This window comes from Pedococcus aerophilus, from assembly GCF_039532215.1.
GTDB classification, from domain to species: domain Bacteria; phylum Actinomycetota; class Actinomycetes; order Actinomycetales; family Dermatophilaceae; genus Pedococcus; species Pedococcus aerophilus.
Genome location: NZ_BAAARN010000005.1, coordinates 53,577 through 74,144 on the forward strand (window position 1 = coordinate 53,577; position 20,568 = coordinate 74,144).

Genomic DNA, 20,568 nt, shown 5'->3' on the forward strand with positions numbered 1-20,568 from the left:
GCCGATGTTTCTTGACCCTCCCTTGACCTGCCCCCGCGTAACCGCGCCGTGCACGCCGTCGTTGCACACGGCATACGGCAGACCACCACCGATGCTGGTCGCTCCTCGAAAGGGATCCCATGCGCACCGTGACACGTACCCGGGCAGCCATCGCTGCCGCGGCCCTGGCCACCGTGGCCCTGGCCGCTCCGGCCTCCGCCGGCCTGCTCCCGTCGGGCGACTCGCTCGCCCCCGTCCAGCCCTGGCTCTCCTCACAGCTGGGCACGCTCCAGTCCGCCACCCCCACCACCGTGCTCGTGCACGGCACCGACACCGCCGCTGCCGAGCGAGCCGTCGCCGCCGCCGGCATGAAGTCGGTGACGACGTTCGACAAGATCGGCGTCGTCGTCGCGACCGGGCTCCCCGCCCAGGTCCAGGCCGTGCGCGGCGAGTCGGGCGTCACCTACGTCGAGGGCAACCAGCCCATCGAGCTCACCATGGCCACCAGCAACATCGCCACGCGTGGCGACGAGGCCCGCAACACCCTCTCCGGCGCCGACGGCACCCAGCTCGACGGCAAGGGCGTCTCGGTCGCCGTGATCGACTCCGGCGTCGACCCGAGCCACCCCTTCCTGCAGAACGCCGACGGCACGTCGGCCGTGGTGAAGAACCTCAAGATGGTCTGCGAGCCGCTCACCGAGAGCACCTGCGCCCCGGTCGACGCCGGCCCGCTCGACACGGACCTGCTCTCCGTCGGTGGTCACGGCATGCACGTCAACGGCACCGTCGCCGGTCGCGACGTGACGTTGTCCGACGGCACGAAGATGCACGGCGCCGCTCCCGGCTCCAGCCTCGTCAGCATCAGCACGGGCGCCGTCCTGTTCATCATCGGTGCGGACGCCGCCCTCAACTGGGTGCTCGAGAACCACGACGCCCCTTGCGGCGCAGGTGTTCCCGCGAGCACGTGCCCGCCGATCAAGGTGACGAGCAACTCCTACGGCCCCACCGGTGGTGGCGCCTTCGACCCCAACTCCGCGACGGTCAAGCTCCAGCGTGAGCTCGTCAAGGAGGGCGTGGTGACGGTCTGGGCCAACGGCAACGACGGTGGCGACGGCTCCGAGTCGCTGTCCAACCCGCCCGGCATGGACCCGACCCCGGGCATCCTGTCCGTCGCGTCCTACTTCGACCAGAACACCGGTACGCGCAACGGCACCGTCTCCGACTTCTCCAGCCGAGGCAAGCGTGGCGACCAGTCCACCTACCCCGACATCTCCGCCCCGGGTGAGGACATCACCAGCTCCTGCCGCATCTACCTCCCGATCTGCACCACGGGCCTGGACCCGAAGGAGGGCGGCGACTACAACACCATCAGCGGCACCTCGATGGCCACGCCGCACATCTCCGGCATCGTCGCCCAGCTCTTCCAGGCGAACCCGTCGGCGACCCCGGCCCAGATCGAGGCGGCCATCGAGTCGACCGCCTACAAGTACACCGACGGCGCGGCCTACGAGGCCGGTACGAACGGCACCACGAGCTTCGACAAGGGCCACGGCCTCGTCGACGTCGTGGCTGCTGCGGGTGCCATCCGCTGACGACCCCCCAGCCCGGCGGATGACGCCGAACGCCCCGGACCGCGCGTGGTCCGGGGCGTTCGTGCGTATGGCGCGTGGGCGCCGTATGCGGTGCGTGCAGGAGGTGCGGGGTGAGCAGCGCGGCGGGGCAACACCGCACGGCCCACGCTCACATCCGGGCTGCGCCGTCCCGGACCGCCTCGCGGATGCGGTTGTAGGTGCCGCAGCGGCAGACGTTGCGGATGGCGTCGAGGTCGGCGTCGGTGATCTCCCGACCCTCGGCGCGCACCTTCCTCACCAGTGCGACCGCGGCCATGATCTGGCCGGGCTGGCAGTAGCCGCACTGCGCGACGTCACGCTCGAGCCACGCCTCCTGCATGGGGTGCAGGTCGCCGTCGACGGTGTCGGCGAGGCCCTCGATGGTCGTGACCTCGTCGGACTCGGTGAGGTCACCGACGCGGACGGCGCACGGGTTGAACGCCTTGCCGTTGATGTGGGAGGTGCAGGCCTTGCAGACGTTGATGCCGCAGCCGTACTTGGGTCCGGTGTAGCCGAGGACGTCGCGCAGGACCCACAGGAGCCGCACGTCGTCGGCCACGTCGACGGTGACGGACTCGCCGTTCACGGTGAAGGTGTGCTGTGCCATGGGTGCTCCTCAGTAGGTGTGGGACAGGCCGTCGGTGGGCGACGCCGGCACCGGGGGGACGAAGGACTTGGGGGTGAAGGCGACGGTGCCGTGGTTGACGGGGAACCTCGTGGGCACGGTGCCGGTGGCTCGGGCGTACGCGCAGGCCGTGGCCGCCACCGAGGCCGCGACCCCGGCCTCCCCCGCCCCGCCGGGATGGTCGCGGTCCGACGGCATGACGATGCACTCGAAGGTCGGCGGGACGTTCCACTGCCGGGTGTAGAAGTAGTTGTCCCAGCTGGCCTCGAGGAAGTGCCCGTCCTCGAGGTGGTTGCTGCTCGTCAGGGCCAAGGCGATGCCGTCGGAGACGCCGCCCATCATCTGCGCCTCGAGCCCACGAGGGTTGATCACCAGTCCGGCGTCGATCGCGACGACAGCCTTGGTGACCCGTGGCCCGGTGACCGCGTCGCGGATCTTCCGGTCGACGGTCGCGGGGCGGCAGTCGATCTCGACGAGCACCGCCGTCGCACCCTTGTACTCCGAGTGGATCGCGATCCCCTGGGCCGTGCCGGCGGGCATCGCCCGGCCCCACTGCCCGGCCTCGGCGACCTTGCGCAGGCAGGCCTTGACGCGCTCGTTCTTGAGGAACGCCAACCGGAACGCGAGCGGGTCCTTGCCCATCCGCTTCGCCAGCTGGTCGATGAACAGCTCGTTGGCGCAGGCGACGTCGGGTGAGTAGATGTTGCGCATGCTGCCGGTGTTGAAGCCGGTCTCGACCTCGTTGAGCAGCTGGGTGACGACCCCGAAGTTGTAGGGCAGCTCCTGGGTGAGCGTGAAGATCGACTGGGCGAACCCGAGGTTGCCCAGCCCCGCCGGGAGCTCGGCCGCCATGGCCGTGAGCCTCTCGCCGAGACCGTGCGAGAAGTCCGTTTCCACACTCGTGTGGCGCTGCTCGAACGTCAGCACCTCCGACCCCAGCGTCGTCGCCCGGATCCGCGACGTCGCCATCGGGTGGACCCGCCCCTGGCGGGGCTCGTCGGCGCGGTGCCACAAGAGCTTGACGGGCTTGCCCATCGCCTTGGAGATCTTGGCCGCCTCGATGGCCGCGTCGCCGAAGAGCTTGTGCCCGAACGATCCTCCGCCCGTGACGACGTTGACCTCGACGCTGGTCTGGGGCAGGCCGAGGGCGTCGGCGATGTTGCGCTGGGCCACGATCGGCGACTTGAGACCGGCCCAGACCGTGGCCCTGCCGCCCCGGACGTCGGCGATGGCGCAGTTGGGCTCGAGGGCCGCGCTGCTGCGGAACATGAACTCGAACCGCAAGTCCAGCGTCCTGGCGAGCAACGGCACCTTCGGCACGGCCATGGGCAGCTCGGCAGCCTTGAGCTTGCGCAGGATCGACTCGTCGGACTCGCCCTCGACCGTGCCGCCATTCCACGACACCTCGAGCGCGCGGACGGCGTCGATGCACTGGCCGAACGTCGCCGCGCGGACGGCGACCCCGGTCTCGACGACCACGACGTCGGTGACTCCCGGCATGGCCCGGACGGCGGCGAGGTTCTGCACGCTGCGAGGTGAGCCGTTGAGCGTCGGCGGGCGACAGACCATCGTCGGCAGGGCGTCCGGCACGTCGAGGTCCAGCGTGAACTTCTTGGCGCCGGTGACGGCGGCTCGGGCGTCCACGCGGTTCTGCGGGGTGCCGACGACGCGGAACGACGACCGCGACTTCAGGTTGACCTTCACCGGCACCGTCTCGGCGCTGGCCGCCAGGGTGGCGAGCTCGCCGTACGTGGCCCGACCACCCAGGGCGTCGGTGATGATGCCCTGCTTCGCGGTGAGCGAGGACACCTGCGCGCCGAGGAACGTCGCGGCCGCCGCCAGCAGCCGACCCTTGGCCACCGCGGCGGCGACGCGGATCGGGGTGTACATCGACTCCATCGTGTTCGACCCGCCGGTCAGCTGGTTGAAGACCAGCTCGGGACGGGCGGGTGCCAGCGTCACCTCGACCTTGTCGAGCGGGAGGTCGAGCTCCTCGGCGATGAGCATGGCTGCGGCCGTGGTGATGCCCTGGCCGACCTCCATGCGCGGGATCGCGAAGCGCGCGACGCCGTCCTCGTCGAGGGTGATGGTGATGAGCTGCGAGGTCGGCAGCGCCGACTTCGTCTGGAGGTCACCGAGGTCGAAGACCTCCGGGATCTGGGGCGCGCTCGGCACCGCGGCGGCGGCCGGCTGTGCCCCCGTGGTGAGGTCGGCGGCGACGACCAGCGTCGCCCCGGCCACGACGTACCCCATGAACCCGCGACGGGACAGTCCACGCCTCGCGTCGGGCGATGGGTCCGAGGGTGCTGCCGGTGGCTGCTGCTCCGGCTCCCACGGATCGGGCTGGTCGGGCTGGGCGGGCACGGTCGTCATCGACAGGGTCCTCTCACCGGGCTGTGCACATGACGTCGCGACGGTGCGACCTCCACGGGACCCGCGCAGCGGGCCCCCCGCGTGCTGGTTTCTCCCGATTCGGTCCCGGTCGGGCCCCGGATTGGTGGAGGTCCACATACCGGACATTCCACGTATGGCGCCCACGCGCCATACGGCGAAGGGCCCCCGACCGGCGTGGTCGGGGGCCCTTCGAACAGGGGTCGAGCGGGAGTCAGCGCGCTGTCATCAACCCCGTGCGGTCTTGACCGCGTCGGTGGCCTGCGGCAGGACCGAGAAGAGGTCGCCCACGACGCCGAAGTCGACGAGCTCGAAGATCGGCGCCTCCTCGTCCTTGTTGATGGCGACGATCGTCTTGGACGTCTGCATGCCGGCGCGGTGCTGGATGGCGCCGGAGATGCCGCACGCGACGTAGAGCTGCGGCGAGACCTGCTTGCCGGTCTGGCCGACCTGGGAGGTGTGCGGGTACCAGCCGGCGTCGACGGCGGCGCGCGAGGCACCGACGGCGGCACCGAGGCTGTCGGCGAAGTCCTCCACCTTGGAGAAGTCGCCGCCGGTGCCGCGACCACCGGAGACCACGATGGCGGCCTCGGTCAGCTCGGGGCGGCCGGTGGCCTCCTTGGGCTTGGACTCGGTGATCTTCGCGCCCTTCGCGGCCTCGGAGACCTCGATCGAGACGACCTCGTCGGCCGCCGCCCCGGCGTGCTCCTCGGGAGCAGCGGAGTTGGGCTTCACGGTGACGATCGGGGTGCCCTTGGTGACGGTCGAGGTGACCGAGTAGGAGCCGGCGAAGACGGACTGCGTCGTCGTCACGCCACCGCCCTCACCCGCCTGCACGTCGACGGCGTCGGTGATCAGACCGGACTCGGTCTTGATCGCGAGGCGGGCGGCGATCTCCTTGCCGGCGGAGTTGCTCGGGATGAGCACGGCGGCCGGCGAGGCCGAGGCGACGAGCTGCGCGAGCACCTCGGCCTGCGGGGCCACGAGGTGGTCGGTGACGTCGGCGGACTCCACGCGGTAGACCTTCTCCGCGCCGTACTTCGCGAGCGCCTCCTTGGCCGCGTCGAAGCCTTCGCCGACGAAGACGGCAGAGGGCTCGCCGAGGCGGCGGGCGATGGTCAGGAGCTCAGCGGTGGTCTTGCGGACGGTGCCGTTCGCGTGGTCGACCAGGACGAGTACTTCAGCCATGGGGTGTTCCTTTCCTTCTGCTTCTGGCCGGCTCAGACGAACTTCTGCGCGGACAGGAACTCGGCGAGCTTGGCGCCGCCGTCACCCTCGTCGGTGACGATCTGGCCCTGCTCGCGCGGGGGGCGCTTGGTGAACGACTCGACCTTGGTCCAGGCGGCCTCGAGGCCGACGAGCGAGGCGTCGACGCCGAGGTCGGCGAGCGACCACTGCTCCACGGGCTTCTTCTTCGCGGCCATGATCCCCTTGAACGAGGGGTAGCGCGGCTCGTTGATCTGGTCGGTCACGGAGACGAGGGCCGGCAGCGAGGCGACGATGGTCTCGGACGCGGCGTCGCCGTCGCGGCGGATCGTCACGGTGGACCCGTCGACGGTCAGCTCGGAGGCGAACGTCACCTGCGGCAGGCCGAGTCGCTCGGCCAGCATCGCCGGGACGACGCTCATCGTGCCGTCGGTCGAGGCCATGCCGGTGATGACGAGGTCGGGCGTCCCGATCTTCTTCACGGCCTCCGCGAGGACGAGCGAGGTGGCCACGGAGTCGGACCCGTGGATCGCGTCGTCATTGACGTGGACGGCCTTGTGGGCGCCCATCTGCAGGGCCTTCTTCAGGGCGTCGGCGGCCTGGTCGGGGCCGACCGTCAGGACGGTGACCTCTCCCTCGCCGGCCTCGACGATCTTGAGGGCCTCCTCGACGGCGTACTCGTCGAGCTCGGACAGCAGTCCGTCGACACCCACGCGGTCGGTGGTGTTGTCGGAGTCGTTGAAGGTGCGGTCGGACTGTGCGTCCGGAACGTATTTCACGCAGACGACGATGTTCATGCGCTGATCGTCCTCTTCCAGGTAGGGAATGAGATGAGGTCAGGTGCCATCCTTACAGTCCGCCCTCGTGGAGGGCACACCCGCGCCGCGTGACGCTCACCACGGGTGCGCCTCGCAGTCGTCAGGAGGTGACCGTGGACACACCAGCACCACTGGCCATCACCGGCGAACGCACCGTGCCCGGCGTGTGGCACGAGAACCACTGGTTCCGACGCCACGAGGCCGCGTATGCCGCCCTCCCGCGCTGGGTGCCCACCGCGCCCCGCGTCGTCCTCGACGCCGGTTGCGGCGAGGGGTACGGCGCGGCCCTGCTCCGCGGCGCGTGGCCGGACACGCGCGTGATCGGGGTCGACTACGACCCCGTGGCCACTGCCCACGCGGCGCGCACCTACGGGGGCGAGCAGGCTGCACACGTCCGGGCCGGCCTGACCGCGCTCCCCTTCGGCGACGCCGTCGCGGACCTGGTGGTGTCCCTGCAGGTCCTCGAGCACCTGTGGACCCCGTGGGAGTACGTCGCAGAGCTGGCGCGCGTCACCGGCGCGGGCGGGGTGGTCGTTCTGTCGACGCCGAACCGGCTGACCTTCTCCCCCGGGCTCGGTCGCCACGCGGCGCCGACGAACGCCTACCACTCCCGCGAGTACGACGCGGCGGAGCTCCAGGTCGAGCTGGAGGCCTGGCTGCCGGGCTGGCGCGTGCAGGTCGTCGGCCTGCACCTCGGGGAGCGGCTGCGCTCCTGGGAGGCGTCGCACGGGTCGCTGACGCACGCCCTGGCCTCCCCTCCCGGGGGCTGGGGCGAGGAGCTGCGCGAGGCGGTGGTCTCGACGACCGCCACGGACTTCGTGGTCGGCGAGCCGGACGACGACTGCCTCGACCTCGTCGCCGTGCTCACCGCGGCCTGAGACCGGTCCTCGCTGCGGTCCCCGTCAGGCACGGGCTGCAGTCAGGCGTCCCCGGTGGAGCGGCGGCCTGCCTTGAGCTGCCCGCGCCGCTTCTTGGAGTCGAGGCGTCGGCGCCTCGACCCCATCGTGGGTCGCGTGGCCCGGCGCGGCGGCGGGTCGGGCGCCGCCGCCTCGCGGATCAGCGTGACCAGTCGCTTGCGGGCGGCGACGCGGTTCTGGCGCTGCGCGCGGTGCTCCGAGGCGACCACCATCAGCCGACCGCCGACGAGGTGGGTCGAGAGCCGCTCCAGCAGCCGCTCGCGCACCCGCTCGGGCAGGGCGGCCACGGCCGTCGAGGTCGAGGGGTCGAACTCGAGCTCGACGCGGCTGTCGGTGGTGTTGACGCCCTGGCCCCCCGGCCCGGACGACCGGGAGAACCGTTCGACCAGCTCGCCGGCGTCGATGCGCAGGCCCTGCGGCAGGCCGGGGCCCGGCGGCACCGCCAGCGCGGCTCCGGGCTGGGGCCGGCTGGCGGAGGGCGTCGTCACGCACCCACTCCACCACAGCAGCGCGCAGGGGGTACGGCAGACTGCTCCCTCGTGACCTCACCGGTGCCGGGCACGTTCTGTCTCGTCCTGCACTCCCACCTGCCGTGGCTGCCGGGCCACGGGGTGTGGCCGCTGGGCGAGGAGTGGCTGTCGCAGGCGTGGGCCGAGTCCTACGTCCCGCTCGTGGCAGAGCTGGACTCCCTTGCCGCAGAGGGACATCGCGACGTCCTCACGCTCGGCGTCACCCCGGTGCTGGCGGCCCAGCTCGACCACCCGAGGATGCGGCGCGACGTCGGGACGTGGGTCGGGCTGTCCCAGCAGCGGGCCAGGGAGCTGGGCTTCGACGCCGACCCCGTGCGACGAGCCGCCGCGACGAGGGAGTATGCCGCCGCGGGCAGGGTCGAGCGCCTGCTCGCCATCCGGTGGAGCGGGGGCGGCTCACCGGTGCTGAGGTCGTTGCGCGACGCTGGTGTGGTCGAGCTGCTCGGTGGTCCCGCTGCGCACCCGTTCCTTCCCCTGCTGCTGCCCGAGGTGGCCGCCCTGGCCCTCGAGTCGGGGTTGTCCGACAGCACCTGGCGTCTCGGCGAGCGGCCCCGAGGCATCTGGTCCCCCGAGTGCGGTTGGGCACTGTCCCTGGCTCCCGCCTTCAGCGCTGCCGGGGTGGGCCACTTCGTGGTCGACGAGCAGCTCGTCCGCGACGCGGGGGGCCACCCCCATGCCGCCTGGCGGGTGAAGGGCACCGACGTGGTCGCGGTCCCCCGCGACCTCGACGTGACCAACCTCGTGTGGTCCTCCCGGACCGGGTACCCGGCGGCCGCGGCGTACCGCGACTTCCATGCCCGCGAGGAGTTCACCGGCATCCGCCTGTGGGCGGTGGGTCGCGGGCACGACGGCAGCCCCGCGCCGTACGACACGGACGCAGCCTCGGCCCAGGTGGACCGGGACGTCGCGCACTTCGTCGACGCGGTCCGTGCCAGGCTCGAGCAGGCCCACGCCGCGACGGGCGGACCAGCGCTGGTCGTGGCCGCCTACGACACCGAGCTCTTCGGTCACTGGTGGCACGAGGGCCCGACCTTTCTGGGTCGTGCGCTGCGGGCATTGCGGGCCAACGACATCCGCGTCGACACGCTCGAGAACGCCCTCGCTCGCGACGACGGCCGGCACGTCGCCGGCGAGCTGGAGCTCGGCGCCGGCTCGTGGGGCGCAGGAAAGGACTTCTCGGTCTGGGACGGACCAGCAGTCGCGCAGATCGCCGACGAGAACCTGTGGATGCAGCACCGCTGGCTCGCCCTCGTCGAGCGTGAGAGATCCGCGGGGCGCGTCGGGAACCGTCGCCCCGACCTCGACCAGCTGCTCATGACGTTGTGGAACGCGCTGTCCAGCGACTGGGCCTTCCTCGTCTCGCGCGGTCAGTCCGTCGACTACGCGCTGCGCCGCGCGCAGGAGCACCGCGCCGACTTCCACCGGCTCGCCCAGCTCGTCGAGGACCAGGACGCGGCCGGCGCGCTGGACGAGACGCGGCGGCAGGCCCGGCACGACTGGACCTTCCCCGCGCTCGACGCCCGGCTGCGTCCCCGCTGACCGATCCGGCGGCCCGGCCGGGTGGTCGAGCCGGACGGTTCAGGCCGGGTGGGTCCAGGCGGACTCGGGAGCGACTGCTCGCTCCTCGGGTTCGGCAGGCAGGCGCACCTCGAAGGTCGAACCTCGCTCGACGGCGAGGACGCGCACCGTGCCTGCGTGACGCTCGACGACCTCGCGGACCAGCGCGAGACCCAGACCGAAGCCGGGCGACGCCGCGTCCTTGGCGAAGCGGTCGAAGATCCGGCTCGCCGCCCCTGGGTCGATGCCGGGGCCGTCGTCAGCCACGGTGAGGACGACATCAGCACCCTCGTCGACCAACCGCACCGTCACCGCGGTCTCGGCGTGGTGCAGGGCGTTGTCGACGAGCGCGTCCACCACCCGACGCAGGGCTGCGTGCGCACCGCGCACCGGCGCGACCGCACGGAGATCGGCCGCCAGGCGCACCCCGCGCTGCGTGGACAGCTGGTGGTCGAGGTCGAGGACCTCCTCGACGAGCCCGAGGAGGTCGACCAGCTCTCCGGCCTCCGGTGAGGCGTCCACCTCGGCTGCGTGCAGCAGGTCCTCGACGATGTCGGCGAGCGCGGCCGCCTCCCTCCTCAGGAGATCGACCTCCGCAGCCAGCTCGGCGGAAGCCGGCTTCCCGCGCAGTGCGTCGTGGAGCAGGTCGGCGCGAAGGGCCAAGCGGGCCAACGGAGTTCGCAGCTCGTGGCTGGCGTCGGCGATGAACCGGCGCTGGCGCAGCAGCGCCTCGTCCCACACCGAGACGGCTCGGCGACCGAGCCGTCCGCCGGTGACGAGGGCGACGAGGGCGGCCACCGCGCCCGCTGCGGCCAGGGCGATCAGGAGACGGTGCCGCTCGGACTCGTACGGGGCGATGTCGACGCCGGCCTGCACCACCGAGCCGTCCACCGTCCGTGTGCGCGTCTGGTACTCGGCATCGCCGATGTACGCCTCGCGGTCGACCTCGGTGCCCCTCCTGGCCAGCTCGAGGTCGTCCGCGGTGGGCAGCGAGGACGGCGCCCCGGCGGACGCGGTGCGCACGCCGTCGGACCCGATGCGGACGACCCAGGTCCCCGACGGGACGGACCTGGCGTCCGGAACGGCCAGCAACGCGGTCAGCTGCGACTGCACCTCACGGTGCTGCCCCACCAGCACCAGGCCCACGGTCGCCGCTCCCGCGACGAGCACGCCGGCCACCACTCCGGCCAGGGCTTGCAGGGCGATGACGCGGCGGGCCCGTTCGAAGGCGTCGGTGCTCACGCCTCGCCCAGCTCACCTGCGCGGTAGCCCACGCCCCGGACCGTCCGGACGACCTCGCGCCCGAGCTTGCGCCGGATGCCGTAGACGTAGGTGTCGACCAGGGACAGGCTCCGCGTGCCCGGTGCCAGCGAGTCCCGCAGCTCGTCCCGCGAGAAGACGCGGGTGGGCCTGCGGGCCAGCTGGGCGAGGAACGCGGCCTCGGCCGGGGAGAGCTCGACCGGTGCCCGCCCGGGAACGGTCACGAGGTTCGTCGTCGTGTCCAGCCGGGCTGCACCGAGCGGCAGCACCACGGCACCGTCGTCGAGGTGGCGCCGCAGCAGCGACCGCACCCGGGCGAGCAGCTCGGCGGAGTCGAAGGGCTTCACGAGGTAGTCGTCCGCTCCCCCGTCGAGTCCCTCGACCCGGTCACGCACGGTGCCGTGGGCGGTGAGGACGAGCACGGGGGTGGTCACGCCCTGGCGACGGAGCCGGGAGACGAGGTCGACCCCGTCGCCGTCCGGCAGGCGCCGGTCGACGACCATGACCGCGTGCACGCCGGTCAGGGCCGCGTGCAGACCGGACTGGACGTCACGCACGGCCTGCACGGCATACCCCTGCCCCTCGAAGAGCCGCACGAGGAGGCCACTGAGCTCACGGTCGTCCTCGACGAGCAGCAGACCGGTGCCCGCGGCGTCTCCCATGTCGTCCAGCATGGCAGTGGCTCAGCGGGCCGGGGCGCCTTCGTCCGAACCGCCGCCGGAGGTCGCGGTCTGGCTCCACACCGACTTGGCTCCGCTGTGGCCGATCCGTCCGACCTGGACGAGGGTCCCGAGCGCGGCCACGACGGCGACGACCGCGACGATCCGCATCACCACGGGCGAGGCCCAGCGGGCGGCCTGGCCTCCGTCCCCACCGCGGGTGCCGCGCAGCTCGATCCACGCGAGCGCGAACGCGAGGACGGTCACCACGATCATGAACGGGAGCAGGGTGTCGCCGAGCTCGGTGTGCTCGCGCAGGAGGGCGGTCTCCTGCACGGTGTGCTCGAGGTTCTCACCGCTGCTCGTCGCCAGCGGCACCAGCACGAGTCCGACGAGCGCCGCGGCCGGGGTGGCGTACCGCGCCCAGCGGCGGAACCGTGGCGAGACCGCCGACGCCGCGAGCAGCAGCGCGGCCAGCGGGACGAGCACCACGACGGCGTGCACGATCAGGGGGTGGACGGGCAGGCCGAGGATGGTGCTGGGCATGGTTTCTCCTGGTCGTCAGGGCTGGAGGCCACAGCCTCCCCCGCGTTTCTCAACCGATTCTCAAGAGCGCGGGCGTGGGACGCGGGTCAGCTCCGAGACCTGACGACCCGGCCCGGCACGCCGGCGACGACGGAGAGCTCGGGGTACTCGCCGCGCGCGACGGCCGACGCCGCGACGACGCTGTGGGAGCCGATGCGGGTACCGCGCGTCACGACGACCTTGGTCCCGATCCAGACGTCGTCGCCGATGCGCACCGGGGACTTGACGATGCCCTGGTCCTTGATCGGGACGTCGAGCCGGTCGGTGACGTGGTCGAAGTCGCAGACGTAGACGTCGTCGCCGAGCAGGCAGGCGTCGCCGATGGAGATGTCGAGCCAGCAGTTGATGGTGTTGCGTATGCCGATCACGGACTTGGCGCCGATCCGCAGCGTCCCCTCGTGGGCACGGACCCGCGCATGGGCACCGAAGTGGGAGTAGGCGCCGACGACAAGGCGTCCGTACCCCTCGCGGACCTCGAAGCGCACGTCGGGGCCGATGAAGCACGGGCCCTCGAACCTCAGGGACGGGTAGCGCGCACTCGCTCGGGCCATCCGCACGTAGCTGAGCAGGTGGTGGCGCGTGAACGCCCGGTGGGACAGGGCCCAGCCCACCCACCGCACCCACAGCAGGGGCCGGGGCAGTCCCCACGGCCCGAGCGAGCCGCCCGCCCCGTGCTCGGCCGGCGTCATGTCGGCATCGGCCGCGGCGTCCACCTCAGCCGGGCTTCACGCCGGTGATCCCGACGTTGTAGAAGAACCTGGCCGGCACCGCCCGCGCCAGCACCCGGTCGACGACGGACAGTCGTCGCCACGAGCCGTAGGCGAACATCGCCCAGCCCCAGCCGAGGGCACCGGGCTTCACGGCAGCCTCGAAGGTGCGCACCGGCCACCCGAGGAAGGCCGCGGTCAGCTCCTCGGTCTGCGTCCGGACGTCCACGGCGCCGGCGCGCAGTGCCATCCGGGCGAGCTCGTCGGGGTCGAAGGTGTGCAGGTCCACGACGGCTTCCAGCGCCGCCGCCCGGGACGACTCGTCGAGCGCCTCCGCGTCCTTGGCCCACTGGGCTCGCAGGGGCGGCAGGGCCGTGATCGCCCTGGTCGCGTGCCACGTGATCCGGCCGAGGCGGCGGGCGTACCAGTCACCGATGCGGGTCGGCTCGCCGGCGACGACGAACCTGCCACCAGGCTTGAGCACCCGCAGCATCTCGGCGAACGCTGCCTCCACGTCGGGGATGTGGTGGATCACCGCGTGACCCACGACGATGTCAAAGGTGTTGTCGTCGTAGGGAATGCGCTCGGCATCCGCGACCCGCCCCTCGACGGCGAATCCGAGCTTCCCGGCGTTCGCCCGCGCCGCCTCGACCATCCCCGGAGACAGGTCGGTCACGTGGACCTCGTCGAGGATGCCCGCCTGCTTGAGGTTGAGCGAGAAGAAGCCGGTGCCGGCCCCGAGCTCGAGCGCAGTGGCGTAGGGCAGCGGATCGGGCGTGCCCGTGACCGCCTCGAAGCGGTCACGGGCGTACTCGATGCAGCGCTCGTCGAAGGAGATCGACCACTTGTCGTCGTAGGTCTGCGCCTCCCAGTCGTGGTAGAGCACCTGGGCGAGCTTGTTGTCCTCGAAGGCTCTCGAGACGTCCTCGCGGCTCGCGGGCGCGCCGCCCGCGGGACCGGAGGTGGAGCGGGAGGCCATCGGTCAGGCGCCCTCGAACTTCGCCTTGCCGGGTCCGTTCTCGACGAACGACGTCATGCCCGTCGCCCGGTCCTTGGTGGCGAACAGCGACGCGAAGAGCATCCGCTCGATCTCCAGGCCGGTGTCGAGGTCGACCTCGATCCCCCGGTCGATCGCCTCTTTGGCGGCACGGATGGCGTAGGCCGGGCCGCCGACGTAGGGCGCGAGCCGGGCCCGCGCGGCGGCATACACGTCCTGCGCCTCGACCACCTCGTCGACGAGGCCGATCGCGAGCGCCTCGTCGGCGGACACGAACCGGCCGGAGAAGATGATGTCCTTGGCCTTTGCCGGGCCGACGAGACGGGCGAGCCGCTGGGTGCCACCGGCTCCGGGGATGATCCCGAGCAGGATCTCCGGCTGGCCGAGCTTGGCGTTCGAGGCGGCGACGCGGAAGTCGCACGCGAGCGCGACCTCGCAGCCCCCACCGAGGGCGTAGCCGGTGATCGCGGCGACCGTCGGCTTCGGGATGCGGGACAGGGCCTTGGTGAAGTCCTGGAGGGCGCCGGAGTGGTCGGCCATGTCGGTGTACGACATGGTCTCCATCTCCTTGATGTCGGCACCGGCGGCGAAGACCTTCTCGCCGCCGTAGATGATCACGCCGGAGACGTCCTTGCGCTCCCCCACCTCGACGGCGGCGGCCGCGAGCGCCGCCTGGACCTCACGGTTGAGGGCGTTCATCGGCGGGCGGTTCAGCAGGATCGTCGCGATGCCGCCCTCGACCTCGACGGAGACGAGGTCGCTCACGCGGGAGCCCCGTCCGTCGGCGGCTCGCCCTCCGTCGGACCGGCTTCGCCGCCCATGATGCGCTCGTGCCACATCTGCACGCCCGCGAGGACCAGCTGGATGGTGACGTTCACGAGGCCGGGGACGTCGGTGCTGGGGGTGACGATGTGCTCACCGGTGACGACAAGGGTGTCGTTGGCGAGGCCGGCCTTGACGATGTTGAGCTGGAGGGTGATCTCGTTGCAGGTCGCCAGCCGCGTCAGCGGGTCGCTGGGCACCGAGTCGCTGATGGCCCACTGGCCGAAGAGGCGCATGATCTGGAAGTCGCCCTCGGTGCAGCGGACGAACAGCTGCTGGTCCTGCACGGTGAACGCGACGTCGCCGTCACCGTCGATGTCGGGCGCGAGCCCCATGTCGATCAGGGCGTCCAGGACGCGTCCGCGGAGGGGGTGCTCGTCCGCGGGCGGCGGGAAGTTGGGCAGCGACGTGGGATCAGTCATGCGCCAACCGTAACCACTACCTAGGCTGAGGACCATGTCGCCTGCCACGCGCCCGCGTGACCTTCCCCCCACCCTCGGCATGACCCTCGTCGAGGGTGGCGCGGAGTTCGCGGTGTACGCCGGGCACGCAGAGTCGGTCGAGGTCTGCCTCTTCGACGCCGGTGACAGCGACGGCTCGACGGAGCGGCGCGTCCCCCTGACCGAGCGCACCCACGGGACGTGGTTCGGCTTCCTCCCCGGCGTGACCGCGGGTCAGCGGTACGGCGTGCGCGCCGACGGTCCGTGGCGCCCTCAGGAGGGCCTGCGCTACAACCCCCACAAGCTCCTCCTGGACCCCTACGCCCGCGCCATCGAGGGCGACGTCGACTGGTCCCCTGAGGTCTACGCCCACGCCGTCGACGCGCGGCTCAAGGGTGACGACGTGCTCCGCGGGAGCCTCGACAGCGCCGGCTCGGTGCCCCGCTGCGTCGTGGTCGAGGACCGCTTCGACTGGGGCGACGACCGCCACCCCCACACCCCGCTCGCCGACTCCGTCGTCTACGAGGCGCACGTCCGGAACCTCACGATGCTCCACCCCGAGGTGCCCGACCACCTGCGTGGCACGTATGCCGGGTTGTGCCACCCGGCGGTCATCGCCCACCTCAAGGCGGTGGGCGCGACCGCGGTCGAGCTGCTGCCGGTGCACGCCTTCGCGTCCGAGCCCGAGGTGAGCCGTCGCGGGCTGACGAACCACTGGGGCTACAACACCCTGGGCTTCTTCGCCCCGCACTCCCCCTATGCCTCGACCACCGACCCGCAGGGCGCCCTCGACGAGTTCAAGGGCATGGTGAAGATCCTGCACGCCGAGGGCATCGAGGTCCTGCTGGACGTCGTCTACAACCACACGGCCGAGCAGTCCCGGCAGGGCGCCTCGCTGTCGTGGCGCGGGCTGGACAACCGCGCCTACTACCGCCTCGACGACCGCGGACAGGACATCGACGTCACCGGCTGCGGGAACACCCTGGACCTGCGGCACGCCATGGTCTGCAAGATGGTCCTGGACTCGCTGCGCTACTGGGTGGACGAGTGCCACGTCGACGGCTTCCGGTTCGACCTGGCGGTCGCCCTCGGGCGCGGGCAGAACGACGACTACGACCCCAACCACCCGTTCCTCGTGGCCCTGCGCACCGATCCGGTCCTGTCGCGGGTGAAGCTCATCGCCGAGCCCTGGGACGTCGGCATCCACGGCTGGCGCACGGGGCAGTTCCCCCCGCCCTTCGCCGAGTGGAACGACCGCTTCCGCGACGCCGTCCGGACCTTCTGGCTGCAGGACGTCGCGACTCAGGTGCACGGCAACGAGGGCCACGGCATCCGTGAGCTGGGCACCCGGATGGCAGGGTCCCAGGACCTCTTCGGCGCCCGCGACCGCGGGCCGGTCGCGTCGGTGAACTTCGTCGCCGCCCACGACGGGTTCACGGTCGCCGACCTCACGGCATACAACTCCAAGCACAACGGGCCCAACGGTGAGGGGAACCGCGACGGGACGGACGGCAACCGGTCCTGGAACCACGGGGTCGAGGGGCCGGTGGACGCCGGGGACGAACGCAAGGACGACATCGAGGCCGCGCGCCGGCGCTCGATGCGCAACCTGCTCGCCACCACGCTGCTGGCCACCGGGGTGCCGATGCTCAACGCGGGCGACGAGTTCGGGCGCTCGCAGGGCGGCAACAACAACCCCTACTGCCAGGACAACGAGGTGTCGTGGTTCGACTGGGGGTTCGAGGACTGGCAGCAGGACCTGCTCGCGACCACCGGCTTCCTCACCCGGCTGCGGGCCGACCACCCCGTGCTGCGCCAGCGGACCTTCTTCACCGGACGCGCCGTCCACGCCGACGGCTCGACCGACCTTTCGTGGTTCGGCGCCGACGGCGACCCGATGGTCAACGGCCGCTGGGAGGATCCGTCCACCCGGACCCTGCTGATGTACCTCAACGGCGCCTGGCTCGAGCACCACTCGCTGCTGCTGGTGCTGCGCGGTGACGCCGAGGACGGCAAGGTCACCCTGCCGACGGTGCCCGGCCTGACCGGCTACGAGCTGCTCTGGGACTCCGCCGACGAACGCCCCGCGGACGGCCCCGCGCCCGTGGTCGACCCGGGCGTGGTCGCCGTCAGGGGTGCCAGCCTGCAGGTCTACCGCGCCGTCGACCAGACCTGAGTCGGGACGCGGTCAGTCCTCGTCGGCTCGGTGGGGACGCGGGTGGGTGACCAGGGCGGCCACCGCCGGTGAGAGCACGAGGCCGAGCACCCACCACGGGACGACCGACTCGGCGCGGCCCACCACACCCCACCCCCACGCCACCAGGAGCGCGGCGGTGACCAGACCCACCGGCGCGATGCGCAGCCGCACGCACCAGACGATGATCGCGCTGGCCGCCACGACCGGCACCAGCACCGTCAGGAGGAGCAAGCCCCACAGGGCCACCTCCCCGGCCCCCTCGGTGGCGGGGACCAGCAGCAGCAGCGCGAGCACGACGGCTGCCACGAGGACACCGACGGCCTCGACCGCGTACGCCCGGGCGACCCGGCTCCAGCCACGAGCACTGTTGACTCCCCGAGGCACCCGTCGGTGCCGAGCCCTGCGTGCCCCCATCGGTCGATCGTCGCAGAACCCCGGCCCGGGCGCCCCTCAGCCAGCGAGGTCGGCGATGACCGTTGCGGCGACGCCGCGTCCGAACCCGGACGCAGCTGTGCCGCGCGCCCTCAGGACGCGCGGCACAGCCGGGTGTGGCAGGTGGTGGCGTCAGGCGTTGGCCACCAGGCCGAGCTCGCTCGTGCTGGCCAGGCCGGCGTGCCTGGGCAGCACCCGGACGGTGTAGCCGAAGGCGCCGGTGCGGGCGAGGGCGAGGTCGCCGGCGAACTGGTGGCGGCCACCTTCGTAGGACTCGACGAACTCCAGCGGCGCGTACTGCACGTCGCGCAGCTCGTCGGAGTCGCGCGCCGTGCCGTGCGCGACCTGGACCTCGACCTGGTCGGGGGTCAGCTCGCCGAGCGACACGTAGGCGCGCACGTGCAGGGTCTCGCCGATCTGCGGTGAGTCCGAGACGCCCGAGGACTCGACGTGGTCGACCTGCACCGACGGCCACGCGGAGCGGACCGTGGACTTGTAGGCCGCGAGGTCGCGAGCGCCCTCGAAGGAGTTGCCGGACGCGGCCCAGCCAGCGCGGGCGGCGGGCCCGTAGAGCTGGGTCGTGTAGTCGCGGACCATGCGGCTGGCGAGCACCTTCGGCCCGAGGGTGCGCAGGGTGTGGCTGATCATGGACAGCCAGTTCTGCGGCAGGCCGGCCTCGTCGGTGTCGTAGAACCGCGGGGCGACGGAGTTCTCGATGAGGTCGTAGAGCGCGGCCGCCTCGAGGTCGTCGCGGCGGTCCTCGTCCTCGACGCCGTCGGCGGTGGGGATGGCCCAGCCGTTCTCACCGTCGAACCACTCGTCCCACCAGCCGTCGAGGATCGACAGGTTGAGTCCACCGTTGAGGGCGGCCTTCATGCCGGACGTCCCACAGGCCTCCAGCGGGCGCAGCGGGTTGTTGAGCCACACGTCGCAGCCCGGGTAGAGGTACTGCGCCATGGCGATGTCGTAGTTCGGGAGGAACACGATGCGGTGGCGGATCTCGGGGTCGTCGGCGAAGCGGACCATCTGCTGGATGAGCTGCTTGCCGGTCTCGTCGGCAGGGTGCGACTTGCCGGCGATGACGAGCTGGATCGGCCGCTTCGGGTCGAGCAGCAGTCGCTTGAGGCGCGCGGGGTCGCGCAGCATCAGGGTGAGCCGCTTGTAGGTCGGGACGCGGCGGGCGAACCCGATGGTCAGCACGTCGGGGTCGAGGATGTCGTCGACCCAGCCGAGCTCGGCCGGGCTGGCGCCACGCTTCTTCCACGAGGAGCGGGTGCGGCGGCGGGCCTCGAGGACCAGCTGCTCGCGCATCTCGCGCTTGGTGGCCCAGATGGCCTCGCGCGGGACCTCCTCGATGCGGTTCCAGGCGTCGTCGCGCTCGAGGTCGTGGGTGCCGAGGTGCTTGTCGGCCAGCTCGTAGACGCGACGGTCCACCCAGGTGCCGGCGTGGACACCGTTGGTGACGCTGGTGATCGGGACCTCGTCGTCGTCGAAGCCCGGCCACAGGCCGTCGAACATGCCCCGGCTGACGACACCGTGCAGCTGGGAGACGCCGTTGGCGCGACCGCCGAGGCGCAGGCCCATCACGGCCATGTTGAACATGCCGGACTGGCCGCCCGGGTAGTCCTCGGCACCGAGGGCGAGGAGCTTGTCGACCGGCACGCCGGCGACTGCCTGCTCGCCACCGAAGTGCAGCTCGATGAGGTCGGCGCCGAACCGGTCGATGCCGGCGGGGACGGGCGTGTGGGTCGTGAAGACCGTGGCGGCACGGACGGCCTCGAGCGCCTCGTCGAAGGACAGCCCGGCCGACTGCGTCAGCTCGTGGATGCGCTCGACACCGAGGAAGCCGGCGTGGCCCTCGTTGGTGTGGTAGACGTCCGGGGTCGGGGCGCCGGTGAGGCGCGACCACAGGCGCAGCGCCCGGACGCCACCGATGCCGAGGAGCATCTCCTGCTGGAGGCGCTGCTCGCCGCCGCCGCCGTAGAGACGGTTGGTGATGTTGCGGGCAGCCTCGTCGTTGTCGGGCACGTCGGAGTCGAGCAGCAGCAGCGGCACCCTGCCGACCTGCGCGCGCCAGACGTGGGCGTGCAGCTCGCGGCCGCCCGGCAGCTCGAGGGTGATGACGCAGGGCGTGCCGTCGTCCTCGCGCAGCATGCTCAGCGGCAGGCCGTCGGGGTCGAGGACGGGGTAGGTCTCCTGCTGCCAGCCGTCGCGGTTGAGGCTCTGCTTGAAGTAACCGGTCTTGTAGAAGAGGCCGACGCCGACGATCGGGACACCGAGGTCGGAGGCCGTCTTGAGGTGGTCGCCGGCGAGGATGCCGAGACCGCCGGAGTACTGCGGCAGCACCTCGGTGATGCCGAACTCCGGGCTGAAGTAGCCGATCGCCTTCGGGGCTCCCGCGCCGTCCTCGTCCTGGGCCTGCGCCCACGCCTGGTACCAGCGCGGCTCGGTCAGGTAGGTGTCGAGGTCGGCCTTGGCCGCCGCGACGGCGGCCACGAAGCCGGCGTCGGCCGCGAGGTCGGCGAGCTCGTTCGGCGACAGGGCCGACAGCAGGCGGACCGGGTCCTTGCGGACCTTGGCCCAGCGCTGCGGGTCGATGCGCTCGAACAGGTCGCGCGTCGGGGGGTGCCAGGACCACCGGAGGTTGCTCGCCAGGTCGCCGAGGGCGGCGATGGGGGCGGGCAGGACAGTACGGACGCTGAAGCGTCGAATCGCCTTCACGAGAGGGGATCATAGGGCCAGCGGCTGGCTTCGCTGCTGCCTTCTTGCAGATCTTTCAGAAAGTTTCACGGGCCGGTCCGTCGCGGGGTCGCCCCGGCACTCCCGTGTGGTCCAC

At 71.8% G+C, this 20,568-nt stretch carries 18 protein-coding genes; 4 read left to right on the forward strand and 14 right to left on the reverse strand.

The genetic code is table 11. The annotated features are described in order from the left end of the window. The first annotated feature begins 119 nt into the window (after nt 1–119). Complete coding sequence (locus tag ABD286_RS16930; RefSeq protein ID WP_344195628.1) at nt 120–1,571, forward strand: S8 family peptidase; 1,452 nt, start codon at nt 120–122, stop codon at nt 1,569–1,571. A gap of 148 nt (nt 1,572–1,719) precedes the next feature. On the opposite strand, the gene ABD286_RS16935 is transcribed toward ABD286_RS16930, so the two are convergent. From ABD286_RS16935 to ABD286_RS16950, 4 genes are all read right to left on the reverse strand, one after another. After that, nucleotides 1,720–2,196: a (2Fe-2S)-binding protein gene (locus ABD286_RS16935; protein WP_344195630.1), complete on the reverse strand. Its 477-nt coding sequence runs from the start codon at nt 2,194–2,196 to the stop codon at nt 1,720–1,722. A gap of 9 nt (nt 2,197–2,205) precedes the next feature. After that, the gene (locus tag ABD286_RS16940) at nt 2,206–4,587 is read right to left on the reverse strand and encodes a molybdopterin cofactor-binding domain-containing protein (RefSeq protein WP_344195632.1); all 2,382 of its coding nucleotides are present in this window, start codon (nt 4,585–4,587) and stop codon (nt 2,206–2,208) included. A gap of 246 nt (nt 4,588–4,833) precedes the next feature. Beyond that, nucleotides 4,834–5,793, reverse strand: a complete 960-nt coding sequence (locus tag ABD286_RS16945) for an electron transfer flavoprotein subunit alpha/FixB family protein (RefSeq protein ID WP_344195634.1) — start codon at nt 5,791–5,793, stop codon at nt 4,834–4,836. A gap of 32 nt (nt 5,794–5,825) precedes the next feature. Then, complete coding sequence (locus ABD286_RS16950; RefSeq protein ID WP_344195636.1) at nt 5,826–6,608, reverse strand: electron transfer flavoprotein subunit beta/FixA family protein; 783 nt, start codon at nt 6,606–6,608, stop codon at nt 5,826–5,828. 134 nt (nt 6,609–6,742) lie between these two features. Between ABD286_RS16950 and ABD286_RS16955 the strand changes: the two genes are divergently transcribed. Next, nucleotides 6,743–7,507: a class I SAM-dependent methyltransferase gene (locus tag ABD286_RS16955; protein ID WP_344195638.1), complete on the forward strand. Its 765-nt coding sequence runs from the start codon at nt 6,743–6,745 to the stop codon at nt 7,505–7,507. Nucleotides 7,508–7,548: 41 nt separating this feature from the next. On the opposite strand, the gene arfB is transcribed toward ABD286_RS16955, so the two are convergent. Continuing rightward, nucleotides 7,549–8,034, reverse strand: a complete 486-nt coding sequence (gene arfB / locus ABD286_RS16960) for an alternative ribosome rescue aminoacyl-tRNA hydrolase ArfB (protein WP_344195640.1) — start codon at nt 8,032–8,034, stop codon at nt 7,549–7,551. A gap of 51 nt (nt 8,035–8,085) precedes the next feature. Here arfB and ABD286_RS16965 point away from each other — a divergent pair, with 51 nt between their 5' ends. Further along, nucleotides 8,086–9,615, forward strand: coding sequence for a 1,4-alpha-glucan branching protein domain-containing protein (locus tag ABD286_RS16965; protein ID WP_344195642.1), 1,530 nt, complete (start codon nt 8,086–8,088; stop codon nt 9,613–9,615). Nucleotides 9,616–9,654: 39 nt separating this feature from the next. Here ABD286_RS16965 and ABD286_RS16970 read toward each other — a convergent pair whose 3' ends face one another. The 7 genes from ABD286_RS16970 to ABD286_RS17000 form a co-directional block, all read right to left on the reverse strand. Then, nucleotides 9,655–10,875: a sensor histidine kinase gene (locus ABD286_RS16970; protein WP_344195644.1), complete on the reverse strand. Its 1,221-nt coding sequence runs from the start codon at nt 10,873–10,875 to the stop codon at nt 9,655–9,657. Continuing rightward, a complete protein-coding gene (locus tag ABD286_RS16975; RefSeq protein WP_344195646.1) occupies nt 10,872–11,555 on the reverse strand; it encodes a response regulator in 684 nt (227 codons plus the stop codon). Before ABD286_RS16975 ends, ABD286_RS16970 begins: the two co-directional genes overlap by 4 nt. 21 nt (nt 11,556–11,576) lie before the next feature. Continuing rightward, complete coding sequence (locus ABD286_RS16980) at nt 11,577–12,098, reverse strand: DUF2231 domain-containing protein (RefSeq protein WP_344195648.1); 522 nt, start codon at nt 12,096–12,098, stop codon at nt 11,577–11,579. An 86-nt stretch (nt 12,099–12,184) separates the two neighbouring features. Next, entirely contained in the window at nt 12,185–12,826 is a 642-nt protein-coding gene (locus tag ABD286_RS16985) for an acyltransferase (protein WP_344195650.1), read from the reverse strand. Nucleotides 12,827–12,851: 25 nt separating this feature from the next. Further along, on the reverse strand, nt 12,852–13,823 hold the full coding sequence (locus tag ABD286_RS16990; protein ID WP_344195652.1) for a class I SAM-dependent methyltransferase: 972 nt from the start codon (nt 13,821–13,823) through the stop codon (nt 12,852–12,854). Between the two features lie 3 nt (nt 13,824–13,826). Beyond that, nucleotides 13,827–14,606 (reverse strand): enoyl-CoA hydratase/isomerase family protein, encoded by a 780-nt coding sequence (locus ABD286_RS16995; protein WP_344195654.1) that lies wholly within the window; start codon nt 14,604–14,606, stop codon nt 13,827–13,829. Continuing rightward, nucleotides 14,603–15,085, reverse strand: a complete 483-nt coding sequence (locus tag ABD286_RS17000) for a hypothetical protein (protein ID WP_344195656.1) — start codon at nt 15,083–15,085, stop codon at nt 14,603–14,605. Before ABD286_RS17000 ends, ABD286_RS16995 begins: the two co-directional genes overlap by 4 nt. Before the next feature lie 34 nt (nt 15,086–15,119). Between ABD286_RS17000 and glgX the strand changes: the two genes are divergently transcribed. Continuing rightward, entirely contained in the window at nt 15,120–17,279 is a 2,160-nt protein-coding gene (gene glgX, locus ABD286_RS17005; protein ID WP_344195658.1) for a glycogen debranching protein GlgX, read from the forward strand. A gap of 12 nt (nt 17,280–17,291) precedes the next feature. Here the strand turns inward: glgX and ABD286_RS17010 are convergent, their stop codons facing one another. Beyond that, nucleotides 17,292–17,714, reverse strand: coding sequence for a hypothetical protein (locus ABD286_RS17010; protein WP_344195660.1), 423 nt, complete (start codon nt 17,712–17,714; stop codon nt 17,292–17,294). Between the two features lie 150 nt (nt 17,715–17,864). Further along, complete coding sequence (gene glgP / locus ABD286_RS17015; protein WP_344195662.1) at nt 17,865–20,453, reverse strand: alpha-glucan family phosphorylase; 2,589 nt, start codon at nt 20,451–20,453, stop codon at nt 17,865–17,867. Between the last annotated feature and the right edge of the window lie 115 nt (nt 20,454–20,568).

Bases quoted from the DNA above. Each gene is read 5' to 3' on its own strand.
- ABD286_RS16945 (WP_344195634.1), bottom strand. From the start codon at position 5,793: ATGGCTGAAGTACTCGTCCTGGTCGACCACGCGAACGGCACCGTCCGC.
- ABD286_RS16975 (WP_344195646.1), bottom strand. From the start codon at position 11,555: ATGGGAGACGCCGCGGGCACCGGTCTGCTGCTCGTCGAGGACGACCGT.
- ABD286_RS16930 (WP_344195628.1), top strand. From the start codon at position 120: ATGCGCACCGTGACACGTACCCGGGCAGCCATCGCTGCCGCGGCCCTG.
- ABD286_RS17010 (WP_344195660.1), bottom strand. From the start codon at position 17,714: ATGGGGGCACGCAGGGCTCGGCACCGACGGGTGCCTCGGGGAGTCAAC.
- ABD286_RS17000 (WP_344195656.1), bottom strand. From the start codon at position 15,085: ATGACTGATCCCACGTCGCTGCCCAACTTCCCGCCGCCCGCGGACGAG.
- ABD286_RS16985 (WP_344195650.1), bottom strand. From the start codon at position 12,826: ATGACGCCGGCCGAGCACGGGGCGGGCGGCTCGCTCGGGCCGTGGGGA.
- ABD286_RS16935 (WP_344195630.1), bottom strand. From the start codon at position 2,196: ATGGCACAGCACACCTTCACCGTGAACGGCGAGTCCGTCACCGTCGAC.
- ABD286_RS16950 (WP_344195636.1), bottom strand. From the start codon at position 6,608: ATGAACATCGTCGTCTGCGTGAAATACGTTCCGGACGCACAGTCCGAC.
- ABD286_RS16940 (WP_344195632.1), bottom strand. From the start codon at position 4,587: ATGACGACCGTGCCCGCCCAGCCCGACCAGCCCGATCCGTGGGAGCCG.
- ABD286_RS16980 (WP_344195648.1), bottom strand. From the start codon at position 12,098: ATGCCCAGCACCATCCTCGGCCTGCCCGTCCACCCCCTGATCGTGCAC.
- glgX (WP_344195658.1), top strand. From the start codon at position 15,120: ATGTCGCCTGCCACGCGCCCGCGTGACCTTCCCCCCACCCTCGGCATG.
- ABD286_RS16990 (WP_344195652.1), bottom strand. From the start codon at position 13,823: ATGGCCTCCCGCTCCACCTCCGGTCCCGCGGGCGGCGCGCCCGCGAGC.